Genomic DNA, 13,685 nt, shown 5'->3' with positions numbered 1-13,685 from the left:
AGAACATCGCCAGGCTTTAATTTCTACTTCTTCTTACGAGAAGAAGTAACTCTAGCGCTGATAACAAGCGGACTAGCAGTTTAAAAAATATCTGCTGATATAGCTCAGGCGGTAGAGCGCATCCTTGGTAAGGATGAGGTCCCCAGTTCGATTCTGGGTATCAGCACCAGTGATTCAATAGCTTCAGCTATAAAAAATTCACTTGGCGACCATAGCGTTTTGGACCCACCTGATTCCATGCCGAACTCAGAAGTGAAACGAAACAGCGTCGATGGTAGTGTGGGGTCTCCCCATGTGAGAGTAGAACATCGCCAGGTACTCATTTGAAAAGCCTCTGTAGTAATACAGAGGCTTTTTGCTATTTACGATTTAACTGCCAATCATATTCATAACGAAAACGTCGCGTTATTCTTTCATCATTAGCTAGATCTGGACGATAGCGAATAAGGTGATCCAATAATTCATCTTGTGAACCAAAATCCTCAGCGTACCATTGATAAATAGAAGATAGAATCAAACGTTGATTATGGATATTAACGCCTTTATCGCTGTTGATAAATTCATAAGTAGCCTGTTCCAGTAAACGCTCAATATTATCTGCAGTAAATGCTTCAGGTTGGAGATTAGGACAACCAAGGCTGGCGCAATTGACCACATAATGAATTCTTGCGTCTTGCCAGATAGGCCGCAAAATCCGATGTTCAATATCATTAAGGGTTAACTCTTGATTGGCGATCTCTATTAAGGGAATGTTCCAAGGCCCAAAGCGAAACCAGCCACCGATCTTAGTAATTGATGATACAGGATAATGATCAATGATTACTTTAACGGTTAGCGCATTATATAAGTTGACCCAGTAAGGATACTGCTGCTGTTTACTTAGCGTTCTTGGATCCAGCCTTGTCAGTGAATCAATGTAAGCCTGTAATTTCTCCTGATCATAGGTTTGCAGATTGGCGTAATCGAAAACGGTATGCATGCCTTGCCGAGATAAGTAACTATCAAGCAGTTGTTGCCAAGCTTGATGGGATACCTCTTGTGAGTTTAATTGATTACTTTGATCCCAATAGTCCCATAGTTCTGATTTGGGTGCGGCGGTGATTGATAATGACCAGCATAAGGTTAAAAGCGATAGTAAATATTTCATAGATTCCTTAATGAGAAAAAGCAGAATGCTGCCAGCAGACAGTGTAGTTCAAATGAGAAGATAAATACGGCTTTAAAAAGTAAGGGCTGCCTAGGCAGCCCTTTTTCAAATAGTCGTTGAGTTAGCTAAGCTAAAGGTTATTTAAGCTAAAAAACGCGGTATTTTTGCTTCATATTCAGCGATTTTTGTCTCATGTTGTAGCGTGAGGCCTATATTGTCTAAGCCATTTAATAAGCAGTGACGTCGAAAATCGTCAATTTCAAAATGATAGGTTTTACCATTAGCTGAAACGGTTAAACTTTGTAGATCAACACTGATGGTTGCTCCTTCAGTATGTTGAACATAACTAAACAGCTCATCCACTTCTTGATCAGTCAGTTGTACCGGAATCATCTGATTATTAATCGAGTTGCCATAAAAAATGTCGGCAAAACTTGGGGCGATCATCACTTTGATACCGTAATCGGCCAATGCCCATGGTGCGTGCTCTCGAGAGGAACCACAACCAAAGTTTTCACGGGCAAGCAAGATACTCGCTCCTTGATAGCGAGGCTGATTCATGACAAATTCTGGGTTAGCTTTTTCACCTGTATCGTCTAAAAAGCGCCAGTCATGAAAAAGGTGCTTGCCAAATCCAGTGCGATTGACCTTTTGTAAAAACTGCTTGGGGATAATCGCATCGGTATCCACGTTGGCGGCATCAAGAGGAACGGCTAATCCGGTATGTTGCTGAAATCCTGACATGGTGTTCTCCTTGAATTAAAGTTGGCGAATATCGACAAAGTGCCCACTAATGGCGGCGGCGGCAGCCATCGCAGGGCTGACTAAATGAGTTCGACCATCACGGCCTTGACGTCCTTCAAAGTTACGGTTTGAAGTCGAAGCGCAGCGTTCTCCCGGCGCTAAGCGATCGTTATTCATGGCTAAACACATTGAACAACCGGGTAATCGCCATTCAAATCCAGCTTCAATAAAAATCTTATCTAAGCCTTCTGCTTCAGCTTGTGCTTTTACTTGCTCAGACCCCGGTACAATTAAGGCTTGAACATGGGGAGCTACTTTTTTACCTTGTGCGACTAACGCTGCTGCTCGTATATCTTCAATACGTGAATTGGTACATGAACCCACGAACACTTTATCCACCTTGTAATCAGAGAGCATTTTCCCAGCTTCTAACCCCATATAAGCTAATGCTTTTTCTGCTGAGTTACGCTCAACGGGATCGGTAAAGTCGTTCGGTGATGGAATCGGTTGATCGATGGCAATCACTTGTCCGGGATTGGTTCCCCAAGTCACTTGTGGTTTGATTTCACTGGCATCCAAGATCACTTCCGCATCAAATTTCGCATCTGGATCGGTTCTTAGTGTTTGCCAGTATTTTATAGCGTCATCCCAATCACGGCCTTGTGGCGCAAACTTGCGACCTTTAATGTAATTAAAGGTCGTTTCATCAGGGGCAATTAAGCCGGCTTTTGCGCCGAGTTCAATTGCCATATTGCAGACTGTCATTCGCCCTTCCATAGAAAGATCTTGAATAGCTTGACCACAGAACTCAACCACATAACCGGTGCCGCCCGCAGCGGTAGTTTTGCCAATGATGGCCAGCACAATATCTTTAGCCGTGATGCCTGGAGCGACTTTACCACGCACTTCGATTTTCATTGTTTTGGCTCGGCCTTGTTTTAAGGTTTGGGTCGCGAGGACATGCTCGACCTCTGAAGTGCCGATACCAAACGCGAGTGAGCCAAAAGCACCATGTGTTGCGGTGTGTGAATCACCGCAAACAATCGTCATGCCTGGTAGCGTGATGCCTAGTTCTGGTCCCATGACATGAACAATACCTTGATATTTATGATTAATATCATATAAGGTCACGCCAAATTCGGCGCAATTTTTGGCTAACGTTTGCATTTGAATGCGAGCCATTTCTCCTGATGCATTAATGTCTTTGGTGGTAGTAGAGACGTTGTGGTCCATGGTGGCGAAGGTTTTGCTGACTTGGCGTACCGAACGTCCTTTTTCACGTAATCCATCAAAGGCTTGCGGTGAGGTTACTTCATGAACCAAATGGCGATCGATATACAAAATGGGCGTTTCACCGGGTGCGGCAACCACCACATGCGCATCATAAATTTTTTCATATAACGTTTTTGCTGATGACATTGCTTCTTCCTTGAGCTCTTTGAGCTGCATAGTGTACTCGTATCATTAACGAGTCGACTTATTATGAGTGTAAAATATAACCAGCGATTTTATCGCCCATTTCTGAGGTAGAGAGCGCCGGTTTGTTGCCTGCAAGATCGGCCGTCAGTTCTCCGGCGGATAAAGCTTTTGACACGGCATTTTCAATATCCAGTGCTGCTTGTTCTTCACCTAAGCTATAACGTAGCATTAAGGCCGCGGAAAGAATTTGTGCGACAGGATTAGCGATGTTCTTACCCGCGATGTCTGGTGCTGAGCCGCCCGCTGGTTCATAAAGGCCAAAGTTACTCTCGTTAAGGCTTGCTGAAGGTAACATCCCCATTGAACCTGTGATCATTGCGCACTCATCGGAAATGATGTCACCAAAAATGTTCGAGCATAACATCACATCAAACTGAGCCGGATCTTTGATAAGTTGCATAGTCGCGTTATCTATATAAAGATGAGAAAGTTCAACATCAGGATAATCCTGCGCAACTTTTTCAACGACCTCACGCCATAAAATAGAGCTTTGTAAAACGTTAGCCTTATCTACCGAGCAAACTTTTTTACGACGTAAGCGAGCTGATTGAAAAGCAATTTTTGCGATACGTTCGATTTCATAACGATGATAGACTTCAGTATCAAAGGCTTTTTCATTAGCTCCTTCTCCTTCACGTCCCTTCGGTTGACCGAAATAAATGCCTCCGGTTAATTCACGAACGACAACAATATCAAAGCCTCGTGAAGAAATGTCGGCACGTAGAGGTGAGAAGCTCTCTAATCCAGTATGGATTTGCGCTGGACGTAAGTTACAAAATAGCTGGAAATGTTTACGTAAAGGCAGTAGTGCGCCACGTTCGGGTTGTTGATTGGGCGGCAAGTGCTCCCATTTGGGACCACCAACAGAACCAAATAATACCGCATCGGCTTCTTCACACGCTTTGAGAGTACTCTCTGGTAGTGGACATCCATGATTATCAATGGCGATTCCGCCAACATCATGATGTTCGCGGCTAAAGGTGAATGAGTACTTTTGTTCAATAGCATCAAGCACTTTTTCGGCTTGTTGCATCACTTCTGGTCCAATGCCATCGCCGGATAAAACGGCAATGCGGTAGTGTTTGTCTGTCATGATCGTCCTTTGTCTAATTTTTTATTAAGTTGTGTTTGCTAATCAGTCGTTGTAGGAGTTATACCGTGGCGACTTTTTTCTTTTGTTTAATTTGGTCTATCTGGTTTGCGCGATGAATGCTATTGATCACATGAAGTAGAGCTTGACCCGAGGCCTCAACGATATCCGTAGACACGCCAGTTCCATGGTATTTTCTACCGTTATAGTTAGCAATGATGTCTGCTTGACCAAGTCCGTCTTCACCTTCACCTTTTGCGGTTAAGTCGAATTTGTCCAATACAATGTCATAACCCGTTAGGCGATAAATGCATTGATAGAGTGCATCAACCGGGCCATTACCGACGGCGGCTTCGCAGCGTTCGTCATCTCCACACTTGAGTTTAATTGTGGTGGTCGCCATAACACTTCCAGATTGCACACTAAGATAATTCAACTTATAGAAATCATCTTCTTCACGTAGATTTGAAAAGTGCATTAAGGCTTCTAAGTCGTAGTCGAATACCTGACCTTTTCGATCGGCTAATTTGAGGAAGTCTTCATATAACGCATCTAAATTATACTCATGTTCATGATAGCCCATGGATTCCATATGACTTTTCACGGCCGCACGACCGCTGCGACTGGTTAAATTCAGTGCTTGGTTTTTCAAACCAATCGATTCAGGGGTGATGATTTCGTAGGTATTCTTATTTTTTAATATCCCATCTTGATGGATACCTGATGAGTGGCTAAATGCATTCGCTCCGACAATCGCTTTATTACTTTGGATAGGCATATTACAAAGTTGACTTACGAGTTTACTTGTTCGACTGATTTCTTCATGACGAATATTGGTTTTAACTCCCAGTAGATCGTGACGAGTTTTCAATATCATGGCGATTTCTTCTAGAGCACAGTTGCCAGCTCGCTCACCAATACCATTGATAGTGCCTTCGATTTGTCTTGCGCCAGCTTGAACGGCTGCAATGGAGTTAGCCACCGACATTCCTAAATCATCATGGCAATGGACGGAAATGATCGCTTTGTCGATATTGGGAACCCGATTAAATAACGTTTGAATAATTCCACCAAATTCGCTGGGTACTGTATAACCAACGGTATCGGGAATGTTGATGGTGCGAGCCCCAGCATTGATCGCCGCTTCTACCATACGACACAAGTTATCAATAGGGGTGCGTCCTGCATCTTCACAGGAAAATTCGACGTCATCGGTATAGTTTCTGGCATGTTTTACGGCTTGTACTGCCATCTCTACCACGTCATCGTAACTGCGGCGCAATTTATCTTGTACGTGAATGGTGGATGTTGAAATGAAGGTATGAATACGAAAAGCGTCGGCGACTTTTAATGCTTCGGCGGCAGCATCGATATCTTTCGCAACGGCACGCGAAAGGGCGCAGACTCGGCTATTTTTGATGTGTTTAGCAATGGTTTGTACGGATTCAAAATCACCAGGAGAGGAGACGGGAAATCCGGCTTCAATAATATCAACCCCTAAGCGTTCAAGGGCATAAGCGATTTGTAGTTTTTCTTTGACGGTTAAACTGGCTGATAACGCCTGTTCGCCATCACGCAATGTGGTATCGAAGATAATGACCTGATCACTCATGTTTGCTCCCTGATTGTGTTGTGCCTTGTCGGTTTAATTTAGCTAGACTGATGTTTTTGGGGTCTTAGCACTGCATTAAGCCGATGGTTTCTGGTTGACTTCCTGAATATCAATATAAAAAAACCCGCATCTCTGTGCGGGTTCTATGTAATCAGTGTGTTATTTTTCTTCCACAAGCTACCCGCGCGATTGGTTCACGATCAGAAGTAGGCCTAGCAGAAGAGAAATACGCAATATCATTATTAACATTCCACACGATTAAGTTAACAAATTAGTACCGCACTCCACTGAACTCGTCAACCCTTAAATGGATTTTTTATTGATTAACCACGATGATAAGCCGTGCGAGTCAGTTTGCTTTGTCATTTAATTTCAAACAAAGGATCACGGTGTTGTCATTTGCCTTATCTATGCTCGATGAGTACTGGATAGATTAAGCAAGGAATAGATCATGCGCACCATTGAGCCACTGATTAAATTAGATTTGGCCTTGTCGACATACTGTTTACGGCATCGAACACATTCATCGTTAACGACAGTCAGTAAAGCTATTTCCCATACGGGAGATGGTCATCTTTATCTACTATTAGGTTTGTTAGCATGGGGACTCGATGGGAATTATGGCCGTCAATTTTTTCTTATTGGTATTTTCGCTTTTGCTATGGAATTACCGATTTATTGGATAATCAAAAATGCTGTCCAACGACGCAGGCCACAAGACTATTCTCCTCGTTTGACCGCTGCTATTACTCCCTCTGATCGTTACAGCTTACCATCTGGGCACACCGCCGCCGCTTTTTTAATGGCAACACTGATTGGGTATTTTTACCCGAGTCTTTATCCTGTGGCACTGATTTGGGCCGGATTGATTGGCGGTTCGCGTATTGTCTTAGGTGTTCATTTTTTAACGGATGTTGTTGCTGGTGCATTGCTGGGGTATCTCTCTGTGGTCATGGCTGTAACGATTCTTGGTAGTGGATTATTATGAAAATACTTTATGGTGTTCAAGGGACGGGAAATGGACATATTGCCCGAGCACGAGCGATGGCGGATGCCTTTGTGCAACGTAATATCGAGGTGGATTTCCTATTTTCAGGCCGAGATCCCCAACGTTACTTTTCGATGGAGTGCTTTGGTCATTATCAGACTCGGTATGGTCTGACTTTTGTATCTCAACGGGGCGAGGTTAGCTATTTAAAAACGCTTTATGCAAATCGTCTGGGGCGATATTACCAAGAGGTAAAAAAACTCGATCTTAGCGGCTATGATCTTGTGATTAACGACTTTGAGCCAGTCACAGCTTGGGCTGCCAAACAACAAGGAGTGATGTCAATTAGCCTCAGTCACCAGAATGCATTTCGTTATTCTGTTCCGATTAAAGGTGCTAGCTGGTTGGATAAATCGATCATGCAGTACTTTTCTCCGGCTAACTATTATCTTGCTTTACATTGGTACCATTTCAATCAACCCATTTTACCGCCAATCATTCATTCATCCAGTAAATCTATTAGTAATCAAGGGTTTATTTTGGTTTATTTGCCTTTTGAAGACTTGGATCAAGTGTGTGAATTACTGGCTCGTTTTACTCAACAATCCTTTGTCTGTTATCACCCTAGTATCAATCAGAGTTCGACACTGAATAATCTTCATTTAAAACCTCTATCTCATCAATCGTTTCAGATTGATTTACACCGCTGTGGCGGAGTAATTGCTAATGGTGGATTTGAATTGCCGTCCGAAGCATTATCATTAGGAAAAAAACTCCTTTTAAAGCCACTTATTGGTCAATTTGAACAACAAAGTAATGTGGCGACTTTAGAGTTACTTGGACTTGCGGCAAGTATGAATTCATTGGATGCTTTTGTGATCAGTGAATGGCTCGATGAACAAGACATTGAACGTGTCCATTATCCTGATGTGGCGGGCGCGATCGTTGATTGGTTGCTCAATGGCCATTGGGCTTGCCACTCTGAATTATCACAACAGCTTTGGAAGCAAGTCGATTTTCCTAGCTATGCCGCATTAAATTAATTCACATTATTATTCTTACCTCCAATGATATTTCTTTGGTGAATATTAGCTTTTGTTTGTGTTTTAAAGTATTCGCGGGGTCAATGTTTTATAAAAAACACCAGAAAATAAACTTTATCTTTTTTTATAAAAAACTAAATTGTTGAATTTAAAGGCCAGTTATTTGCTTTGGGTAAAATTTACTGACTTTTTCTCAATCCTATTGCTATTAGTTAAATGAATCGTTGATAGTAGGTCTCACCAGAAATTATCTGGGTAATAAATACTTCTGCATTCTTTTTTTACTTGAGATGGGTTACCACTCATTACAGTGAACATTGATGTGGATGATAATAAAAAAAGAGGCGTACTTTATGCTTAACAAAAAAGATCCAATGAGCGCAATTGCGAGTTACCGAATGGAAAGCACTTTGCGTAGCGTTGATTTAAATTTACTCACGGTGTTTGATGCGGTGATGCAAGAGCAAAATATTACTCGAGCAGCCCATAATTTAGGCATGTCTCAACCTGCAGTGAGCAATGCGGTTGCGCGTTTAAAAGTAATGTTTAATGACGAATTGTTTATGCGTCAAGGACGAGGGATTCAACCTACACCGCGTGCTCGTCAATTGTTTGGTCCGATTCGCCAAGCACTACAACTCATTCGTAACGAATTACCAAGTTCGGTTTTTTCTCCGCAGACCTCGACTCGTTTATTCAAACTAGCGATTTGTAGTCCTTGTGATATTCGTTTTGCACCACAAATCATGGCGACGATTCATGAACAAGCGCCTCACGTTCAATTGCATCTTGATGCGGAGTTTGATCGTCAATTAGCTGAGCGTATGCGTTATCAAGAGATTGATTTTGTTATTGACTATGCTCGATTTGATGAACAAGGTTTTTCTAGCACCGAAATTTTTCAAGATGAGCTGGTGGTGGTCGCTGCCAAATCTCATCCACGAATTCAAGGTACGATCACTCGCGAGTTACTGGCCAGCGAGCAACATGCTAAATTGTCAAAAGTTCATGGTCAACGTAGTTTTTCTGAGCAGGCATATCGTGAATTAGATTGCCAAGCCAACTACGAAGGAACGAGCTTGAGCAATGTACTTTACGTTGTTGGTCAGTCAGAACTTGTGACGATTGCTCCACGTTGGGTCGTTGAGCATGCAGCGAATAAAGAGCAGTTACAAATTCTAGATTTTCCATTTGATCATGCAAGTATCAGTGGCTATTTAAGCTGGCACGAATCAAGTGAAAAAGACAAAGGCCATATTTGGTTACGTGACCAGTTAATGATGACTTGTGGCAATGTCGTTGCTTTATCGTAAATAACCTTGCTGAGACGTGAACTTCAGGTTAGGGAAAGCCTTAACCTGAAGTTCTTTTTATTTTCAGAGACAATCTTTTGGTAAAAGTTTGATACCGTGCCATTGTCTTTTCAACGGTTAAATGTACACTTGTTCGCTAAAAAAATAGCTTACAAGTGTAAGCCATAGGTAAGAGACATGGTCAATTTAGATTTTCATATCGTTAACTGTATTCGTGAGCAAGTTTCTCGCGGTGGCAATCGTATTGCATTACAACATAAAGTAGATAAAACTTGGCAGGGCATTACTTGGCATCAATTTGGTCAACAAATCGATCAACTGTCCTTAGCCTTATTATCGTTAGGATTAGATATCCAAGATAAAGTCGCGATTTGTTCCCCCAACATGCCACGATGGACGATTGCTGATTTTGCTGCTTTACAAGCAAGACTGGTAACGGTGCCAATTTACCCCACCAATACCCCTGAGCAATGCGCTTATATTTTGCATAATGCCGATGTCAAAGTGTTGTTTGTCGGTGAACAAGCACAGTACGATGCCGCCCTCGCTATTTTTGCACAATGTGAGACTCTACAATTAATCATCGCTATGAATGATGACATTGATTTACAGGGTTTTTGCCATGCTTTTACTTGGAGTGATTTTATTACTCAAGGTTCTACTGCTCAGCAAGCCGAGCTATCAGCGCGTTTAGCGAAGGCTAACTATGATGATCTTTATACCTTAATTTACACTTCGGGCACGACTGGCCAGCCTAAAGGAGTAATGCTTGATTACCGTAATATTGGTGCTCAATTAGAAGGACATGATCAACGGTTAAATCTTTCCGATCAGGATGTTTCTTTGTGTTTCTTGCCGCTTTCGCATGTCTTTGAACGTGCGTGGAGTTGCTATGTTCTATATAAAGGGGCGACCAACGTTTATTTGCAAGATGTATCTCAAGTGCGTGAGGCATTGAGTGACGTTCGTCCTACGGTGATGTGTGCTGTACCGCGTTTTTACGAAAAGATTTTCTCTGCTATCCATGAAAAAGTAGCCAAAGCGCCATTTCATCGTAAAGCCTTATTTACTTGGGCGGTGAATATGGGAGCCAAAATGGCTTTGTGTCGTCAAGAAAATCGTCAACCGTCGTGGTTGTTAGTGCGTAGCTATCAGCTTGCGGATAAATTGGTGTTAGTTAAGCTAAGAGCACTACTGGGAGGACGAATCCATTTTATGCCATGTGGTGGTGCAAAATTGGATGAAACGATTGGACGCTTTTTCCATGCGATTGGCATCAATGTCAAATTGGGCTATGGCATGACGGAAACCACAGCCACCGTCTCTTGTTGGAATGATCACCAGTTTAATCCTGATTCTATTGGTATCACTATGCCGAATGTGCAGCTTAAGATCGGGGAAAATAATGAAATTTTAGTCCGTGGACCGATGGTGATGCGTGGTTATTACAAGATGCCGCAAGAAACCGCCAATAGTTTTGATGAGCACGGCTTTTTGAAAACTGGTGATGCCGGACATATTGATGAACACGGTAACGTTTTTATTACTGATCGCATTAAAGAGTTAATGAAAACGTCGAACGGTAAATATATTGCCCCTCAATTGGTTGAAGGCACGATAGGCAAAGATCACTTTATTGAGCAAATTGCCGTGATTGCTGATACGCGTAAATTTGTTTCTGCATTGATTGTTCCGTGTTTTGATACGCTGGAAAGCTATGCGAAAGAGCTAAATATTAAGTATCACGATCGTCTTGAACTGATCAAACATAGCCAAGTGGTGGAAATGTTTGAAAAGCGAGTTCATGATTTACAACAAGGATTGGCTAAATTTGAGCAGGTAAAACAGTTTAAACTGCTGCCTAAAGCCTTCTCTATGGATGACGGGGAATTGACCCCGACCCAAAAATTACGTCGTAAAGTGATTAATGATCGCTATCAACACGAAATTGAAGATATGTATCGTGATAAGTCGAAAGAATAAATGAGAGCATGATTATCATCTGATATTACTATCATTTAACCCCTAATATTTTCCGCCCTCCAGTATTAGTCTCAAGGGGCGGGAAGTTCTTTTCTTCTTTAGAAATATTGAAAATAAGGCGTGGTCCCAGCCTCTGTGTTTCGCTGTACGGCTTTTTCGGATTTCTACAACTATTTTGCACGGTATCGGTGAGCCACTTGGATGATTTACTGCACTCAAAGTGAGTGTGTCGGCTAACGTAACAAAATATTACTCTGTTTTTTATCTTCTTTCCGTCTCTCCATCCTATTTATGATGACAAAGTCAACATTGAGCGCCTTTTATACATTTATTTACCTTATCTTATTGTTTGCTGGCGTTTTATGCCATTAGACCTTATGAAAATAAACCGTTACAGTTGTTGCGTTACCTTAGCACTTGTTATGACCGGTGCGGGACATAGCGGAACGCGGAATGCTTCCACATCAGGCTACAAATAAGCCCTAGACTATGTAAAACCAACTTTATCCACTGACCGAGTGCAGAAGATTGGTTAAGGAGAATAAAATGGCAGAAGTACCGAATATAGCGATGTTATCTGGCGCTGAAATGGTTGTGCAATCGCTGATAGAAGAAGGGGTGGAGCAGATTTTTGGCTATCCCGGTGGTTCAGTATTAGATATCTACGATGCGTTGCATCTCAAAGCTGACCAAATTAAGCATGTCTTGGTCCGGCACGAGCAAGCCGCCACGCATATGGCGGATGGTTATGCTCGAGCCACAGGAAAGACAGGAGTGGTGTTAGTCTGCTCGGGACCAGGTGCAACCAATACCATTACCGGTATTGCTACCGCCTATATGGATTCCATTCCTATGATTGTTATTTCCGGTAACGTTGCCACGAATTTAATCGGTAATGATGCTTTTCAGGAATGTGACATTGTTGGTGTATCAAGGCCGATTGTAAAACATAGTTTTTTAATTAAAAAAGCTCAAGATATCCCAGAAACTATCAAAAAAGCGTTTTATATCGCTTCAACAGGGCGTCCTGGCCCCGTCGTGATTGATATTCCCAAGGATGTGATGGATCCTTTGGTTAAGTTGCCGTATCAATACCCAGGTTCAATCCATCTTCGGGCTTATAATCCAACCACTGCGGGTCATAAAGGGCAGATAAAAAAAGCCTTAAAAGCCTTGCTTGCCGCTAAAAAACCGGTGCTGTATATCGGTGGTGGGGCGATCATTTCACAAGCCGATAAACCTATCAAAGCCTTAGCTGAACAGCTAAATTTACCTGTGGTCAGTACATTAATGGGATTAGGGGCTTTTCCTGGTACCCATAAAAACAGTCTAGGCATGTTAGGAATGCATGGTTTATATGAAGCCAATATGGCAATGCATCATGCAGATTTGATTTTTGGGGTTGGGGTACGATTTGATGATCGTACCACGAACAATTTGGAAAAATATTGTCCCAATGCCAAGATCATGCATATTGATATTGACCCGTCTTCTATCTCAAAAAATGTCAAAGTTGATTTGCCTATCGTAGGCTCAGCGGAACAAGTTTTAACGACGATGCTCAACTTATTGAATGAGCAAGACGAAACCAATGATCATCAAGCATTGGCCGCATGGTGGCAAGAGATCGATCAATGGCGAGAGCGTCAATGTTTACGTTATGAAACCTCAGCTGAACGAATCAAACCCCAGCAAGTGATTGAAAGCTTATTCCGGCTTACCGAAGGCAATGCTTATGTGGCTTCCGATGTTGGTCAGCATCAAATGTTTGCCGCGCTTTATTATCCATTTGATAAGCCGAGACGCTGGATTAATTCTGGGGGGCTTGGCACGATGGGATTTGGCTTGCCTGCGGCGCTTGGTGTTAAGTTTGCCTTGCCGGAAGAAGAAGTCGTGGTCGTGACGGGAGACGGCAGTATTCAGATGAATATCCAAGAGCTTTCTACTGCGTTGCAGTATGGTATTCCGGTCAAAATCATCAATCTTAATAACCGTTTCTTAGGTATGGTCAAACAGTGGCAAGATATTATTTACCAAGGTCGTCACTCTAACTCTTACATGAGTTCAGTCCCTGATTTTGCGGCGATAGCGGAAGCGTATGGTCACGTAGGGATGCGCATTTCATCCCCTGATGAACTGGAATCAGGGCTGGCTAAAGCGCTCGCTATGAAAGATCGTTTAGTGTTTGTTGATATTAGTGTTGATGAGACAGAGCATGTTTACCCAATGCAAATTAAGGGTGAAGGCATGGATAAAATGTGGCTAAGTAGAACGGAGAGAACCTAA

10 protein-coding genes, 1 tRNA gene and 1 rRNA gene are annotated in these 13,685 nt (G+C 42.5%); 7 read left to right on the top strand and 5 right to left on the bottom strand.

Annotated features, from left to right (window positions below; translation table 11 throughout):
• Window positions 1-93: 93 nt before the first annotated feature.
• Window positions 94-169, top strand: a tRNA-Thr gene (locus BSR11_RS16880).
• 32 nt (window positions 170-201) lie between these two features.
• Window positions 202-317, top strand: a 5S ribosomal RNA gene (gene rrf, locus BSR11_RS16875).
• A gap of 41 nt (window positions 318-358) precedes the next feature.
• Here rrf and BSR11_RS16870 read toward each other — a convergent pair.
• The 5 genes from BSR11_RS16870 to leuA all read right to left on the bottom strand — a co-directional run bounded on the left by BSR11_RS16870 (window position 359) and on the right by leuA (window position 6,072).
• Complete coding sequence (locus BSR11_RS16870; protein WP_072671494.1) at window positions 359-1,147, bottom strand: DUF547 domain-containing protein; 789 nt, start codon at window positions 1,145-1,147, stop codon at window positions 359-361.
• Between the two features lie 141 nt (window positions 1,148-1,288).
• Window positions 1,289-1,891, bottom strand: coding sequence for a 3-isopropylmalate dehydratase small subunit (gene leuD / locus BSR11_RS16865; RefSeq protein WP_072671493.1), 603 nt, complete (start codon window positions 1,889-1,891; stop codon window positions 1,289-1,291).
• 15 nt (window positions 1,892-1,906) lie between these two features.
• The gene (gene leuC, locus BSR11_RS16860; RefSeq protein WP_072671518.1) at window positions 1,907-3,310 is read right to left on the bottom strand and encodes a 3-isopropylmalate dehydratase large subunit; all 1,404 of its coding nucleotides are present in this window, start codon (window positions 3,308-3,310) and stop codon (window positions 1,907-1,909) included.
• Window positions 3,311-3,371: 61 nt separating this feature from the next.
• Complete coding sequence (leuB, locus tag BSR11_RS16855; protein ID WP_072671491.1) at window positions 3,372-4,463, bottom strand: 3-isopropylmalate dehydrogenase; 1,092 nt, start codon at window positions 4,461-4,463, stop codon at window positions 3,372-3,374.
• Between the two features lie 58 nt (window positions 4,464-4,521).
• Window positions 4,522-6,072, bottom strand: a complete 1,551-nt coding sequence (leuA, locus tag BSR11_RS16850; RefSeq protein ID WP_072671490.1) for a 2-isopropylmalate synthase — start codon at window positions 6,070-6,072, stop codon at window positions 4,522-4,524.
• A gap of 451 nt (window positions 6,073-6,523) precedes the next feature.
• Here leuA and BSR11_RS16845 point away from each other — a divergent pair, with 451 nt between their 5' ends.
• From BSR11_RS16845 to BSR11_RS16825, 5 genes are all read left to right on the top strand, one after another.
• Window positions 6,524-7,060: a phosphatase PAP2 family protein gene (locus BSR11_RS16845; RefSeq protein ID WP_072671489.1), complete on the top strand. Its 537-nt coding sequence runs from the start codon at window positions 6,524-6,526 to the stop codon at window positions 7,058-7,060.
• Complete coding sequence (locus tag BSR11_RS16840; RefSeq protein ID WP_072671488.1) at window positions 7,057-8,103, top strand: MJ1255/VC2487 family glycosyltransferase; 1,047 nt, start codon at window positions 7,057-7,059, stop codon at window positions 8,101-8,103. The genes BSR11_RS16845 and BSR11_RS16840 overlap by 4 nt, the downstream gene beginning before the upstream one ends.
• Window positions 8,104-8,456: 353 nt before the next feature.
• Window positions 8,457-9,416, top strand: a complete 960-nt coding sequence (gene leuO, locus BSR11_RS16835) for a transcriptional regulator LeuO (RefSeq protein ID WP_072671487.1) — start codon at window positions 8,457-8,459, stop codon at window positions 9,414-9,416.
• A gap of 177 nt (window positions 9,417-9,593) precedes the next feature.
• Window positions 9,594-11,399, top strand: a complete 1,806-nt coding sequence (locus BSR11_RS16830) for an AMP-dependent synthetase/ligase (protein WP_072671486.1) — start codon at window positions 9,594-9,596, stop codon at window positions 11,397-11,399.
• 546 nt (window positions 11,400-11,945) lie between these two features.
• Entirely contained in the window at window positions 11,946-13,685 is a 1,740-nt protein-coding gene (locus BSR11_RS16825; protein ID WP_072671485.1) for an acetolactate synthase 3 large subunit, read from the top strand.

The organism is Vibrio injensis, from assembly GCF_001895205.1.
In the GTDB taxonomy this organism is placed as follows: Bacteria; Pseudomonadota; Gammaproteobacteria; order Enterobacterales; family Vibrionaceae; genus Vibrio; species Vibrio injensis.
Note: the sequence above shows the minus strand (reverse complement) of the source record. Positions and strands in the feature narration are given on the sequence as shown.